The sequence below is a fragment of the Burkholderia sp. Ac-20392 genome, assembly GCF_017104585.1.
Lineage (GTDB): Bacteria > Pseudomonadota > Gammaproteobacteria > Burkholderiales > Burkholderiaceae > Burkholderia > Burkholderia lata.
Window position 1 is genome coordinate 1 of record NZ_JAAGPB010000640.1, and the last position, 4,191, is coordinate 4,191.

The window sequence follows — 4,191 nt, forward strand, 5'->3', positions numbered from 1 at the left end:
CGGCGACGGCTCGACGACGTTCCGCCTGCCGGAGCTGCGCGGCGAATTCATCCGGTGCTGGGACGACGCCCGCGGCGTCGACACCAATCGCATCCTCGGCTCGTGGCAGGACAGCGCGAACCGCTCGGGGGTGCGCGAGAACGCATCGACGATCAGGTCGATCTTCTTGTACGGCACCATCCGCGATGCGGTCAGGTAGAAATCCTCCTTCTCCGCGTTCAACGAAAACGCGTCGACGTCGACCGGCGGGAAGATCACCGCCGCGTCGCGGTGGTAGACCTTCTTGATGCGCCGCGCGATGAACGCGGAGTTCGCGACGAAGCCGTCCACCGCGTTCGCGGTGCGCGTGTCCCAGTTGCGGATGTAATGCAGGATCATCCGCGCGAGCAGCGACTTCGGCCCGTGCGTGAGGTTCGACTGTTCCAGATACTGGTGCTGCAGGTCCCACGCATAGCGGATCGGCGAATGCACGTAGCTGATGTGCACCTGGTCCGGCCCCGTCAGCACGCCCTTCGCGACCGCGTGGCTGCTCGAGATCACGAGGTCGTACTCCGACACGTCGAGCTGCTCGATCGCAAGCGGCATCAGCGGCAGGTAGCTGCGGTACTTGGTGCGCGCGAACGGCAGCTTCTGGATGAACGACGTCGTCACCGGCTTGCCGCGCACGAACGCGCGATCGTCGAGGAAGTCGACGAGGCTGAACAGGTCCGCGTCGGGAAAGCACGCGACGATCTGCTCGAGCACGCGTTCGGCGCCCGCATAGGTGACGAGCCAGTCGTGGACGATCGCCACGCGCAGCGCGCGCGTCGGATGGCGCGCGCTGGCGCGTTCGGCCGGCAGCGCCCGGCGCAGCGCGGCGGCGTCGCCCGCTTCGGCCACGGCCGCATCGGCGGTGGCGAGATTCAATACGGCGTGTTCCGCCAGATCGCGATTCATACCATTTTCCTCGCATTGAGACGGACGAACAGGTCGCGCACCAGCGCACGCAACCCCGGTGTCATCGTGAGCGACCACGCGACGTTCAGCAGCACCACGACCGCGCACATGCCGATCGACTCGACGAGCCCCGGCCACGCTTGCGCCAGAAACAGGCTCGCCAGCAGGAACGCGAGGTGCGCAAGCATGTCGAGCACGATCGCGCGCATCCGGATCGCCGACAGGGTCAGCAGCACGCCGTAGTCGACGAGCGCGCGCGCCGCGACGACCACCGCCGCGCCGATCAGCCCGAAGTGATGGATGCCGTACCACAGGCCGCCGACGAAGAACGGCATCTCGACGAGCCCGGCGAACGCCGCGCGGGCCGGGTTGACCTGCGACTGGATCAGGATCCGCGTAACGCTCGCCTGGCCGACGAGCCACACGCTGATCACCAGCACGCGGCCGACCGGCGCCGAATGCGCGGCGAGATCCGAGCCGACCCACAGCGTGAGGAACGGCGCGAGCGCAAAGATCGCGACGATGCCGACCGGCGTGAACACGCCGTTCAGGAATTCGAGCGACTGCCGCGCGAGCGTGTCCGCATGGTCGCGGCCCACCGCCGACAGGCGCGGGAACAGCGTGCGCACGAGCGCGTTCGGCAGCATGTTCAGGCGCGTGACGAGGTTCTGCGGCACCGTGTAATAAGTGACGAACTTCGCCCCCATCCCCGCGCCGAGCATCACGCGGTCGAGCGTGTCGGCGATCATGCTCGTCGTGCTCGCGATCAGCATCCAGCCGCCGAAATTGAACAGCCCTTTCGCGGTGCCCCACTGCGGCGGATCGATGCGCCGGATCCCGAGCACCTTGATGCTGGCGTGGCCGAGCATCACCGCCGCGACCAGGCGCGCGACAACCGCCGCGGCGAGCACGGTCTGCAGGTTCGGCGCGATCCACCACGCGGCGCCGAGCGGCAGCAGCTGGAACAGGAACGTGCCGATCGTCTGGTTCGTGTTGAACACGCCGAAGCGTTCGGCGCCGTTGATCGCGCCGGCGAACACCCACGACACGTTAGCGAGCGGAATCGCGAGCGCGAGCCACGGCAGCGCGAGATACACCTCGTGCTGCATCGCCGCCGACACCTTCGTGAAATACGCGGTGTAGATGAACGCGCCGAAATAGATCAGCAGCCCGCCCACGATGCCGGTGCCGAGGTTCAGCCAGAACGCGCTCCAGAACACGCGCGCGCTTTCGTCGGCGTTGCCGCTCGCCAGTGCCTTCGAGATGTGGTTCTGCGCGGCCATGCTCATCCCGAGATCGAGGATCCCGAAATAGCCGATCAGCGTCCACACGAGGCTGACGACGCCGTAGCGTTCGACGCCGAGCGCGTGGATATAGGCGGGCACCGTCACCAGCGACACGAAGGTCGGCAGGATCAGCCCGATGAAGTTGATCGAAACGTTCTTGAGTATGCCTTTGTCCATGCTTCTGCCTTGTGTGACGCTGCCGGTCACGGTTTCCAGCGATACATCAGCACCTTGCCGCGCGCGTCTTCCTCGACGAACACGAGGTACTCGCCGTTCTCGCGCCGGAACGCGCTGATGCCGAAGGGCACGTCGACCCAGCCGGATGCCTTGCCGACCTCGGCGCCCGGGCTCATCACGCCCACTTCCTTGCCGGTTTCCTTGTCGTACACGTGGATCTTGCCGACCGGCTCCACCCCGAACAGGTAACGGCCCTCGGCCGTAAGCCCGATCAGGTCGAAGATCGGTTTCGCGTCGAGCTGCCACGGCAGCGCGATCTGGTAGCGCACGACCGGCGAACCCGTCGACCACTTGTCGAAGCGCACCAGCACGCGGCCCACTTCCTTGTTGATGCCCGGCTGCGGCGGTGCATCGGCCGTGTAACCGGTCACGTACAGCGTGTCCGTCTGCGCGTCGTAGATCGAGCGGCGCAGTTGCGTGAACGGCTGCGGCATCGGGTAGGTCGTGACCTTGTCGTACGAGTAGATCGGGTTGCCGGCCTTGTCGACGCCGCCGAACTGGAAGCGGTGAATGCCGCGCACGTCACTCGTGCGCCAGATGTCGCCCTTCGTGTCGACCCACCAGCCCCAGCCGCCCGCCTTCGCCTTGCCGGTCGTATTGATCTCGAACTCGTCGGCATCCAGACGGCCGTTGCCGTTCGCATCGCGCCACAGCCAGTCGCCGCCCGGCGGCTTGTTCGGCACCTTGTCGACCGGCCGCGCGCGGCCCGCGATCAGGCCGGACGGAATCGCGACTTCACCGTCGCGCTTCGCGTCGAAGCGATAGATCTTCAGGTGATCGGCATACATGTCGGTCAGGTACAGGAACGTGCGGCCGTCGAGGCGACGCGCGATCGGCATGCCGGGCCACTGGTCCGTATGGAACACGGGGTCGTCCGGATACTTGAAGCGGTTCGACAGGAAGCCGACGTATTTCCAGTCCTGGCCCGGCGGCTTCGACAGGTCGAGCTCGAAGCGCTTGTTGCCCGTGTACACGCTGTTCGGCCGCGCCGGGTCGAGCCACGCGCCGTCGACGAACAGCAGCCCCTGCACCTGCCAGCGCTGCTTGCCGTCCGGCGTATAGCTTTCGAGCACCGCGCCGAGCCCAGCGCCGATCGTGTCGTGGCGCGGCCCGATGCCGTTCATCGACACATAGATGTTGCCCGCACGGTCGACGCCGACGCCCGTCAGCCCGTTGAACCGCTGCGGCCCCGGCCGGCCCGGCACCGGGCCCGCGAAGATGCCGCCGCGCTCGCCGAGCGCGCCCGACTGCGCATAGCCCTTGCCGCCTTTCGAGAAAATCAGGATCTGCTGGCGCGGCCCGTTGTCCGCGACGAGCACGCGCCCTTTCGCGTCGACCGCCACGTCCACCGCGTCGGTGCCTTCCGGCAGTGCAGGCGCGTCGTCGAGCTTGCGGCCGTCCGCGCGCACGTGCACCAGGTGCGCGGGCCCGTTGATCGTATCCGTGAGCAGCCACAGCGTACCGTCGCCCGCGAGCGCGAGGCGGCCCGGCTCGTGCGCGCTCCACGTGCCCTTCTGCTGCATCGTTTCCGCGTCGTACACGTCCACCGCGTCGCGCGACGGATTCGTCGCGAACAACGTCTTGTCGTCGGCCGCGAGGCCGCCGACTTCCGCCTTCTGCTCGCCCACTTCCGAGCGCGCCGGCGCCGCCACCTCGTTCATCATCATGAAACTCGCGGCCATCCGCGCGCGGCCGGTGTCCGCGCGGCCGCCCGGCGCGACCTGCGGCGACG

Annotated in this window: 3 protein-coding genes; all 3 read right to left on the reverse strand. The window is 67.6% G+C overall.

The genetic code is table 11. The annotated features are described in order from the left end of the window. The coding region (locus tag G3N99_RS36020) for a glycosyltransferase (protein WP_241012025.1) at positions 1–936 on the reverse strand (936 nt) is incomplete at its 3' end. Next, entirely contained in the window at positions 933–2,399 is a 1,467-nt protein-coding gene (locus tag G3N99_RS36025) for an oligosaccharide flippase family protein (protein WP_206124747.1), read from the reverse strand. The genes G3N99_RS36020 and G3N99_RS36025, both read right to left, overlap by 4 nt. Positions 2,400–2,425: 26 nt before the next feature. Beyond that, positions 2,426–4,191: hypothetical protein (locus G3N99_RS36030; RefSeq protein WP_206124748.1), on the reverse strand; the 1,766-nt coding region annotated here is incomplete at its 5' end.

What these genes read in the sequence shown, in the direction of transcription:
- G3N99_RS36025 (WP_206124747.1), bottom strand. Translation starts at nt 2,399, where the DNA reads ATGGACAAAGGCATACTCAAGAACGTTTCGATCAACTTCATCGGGCTG.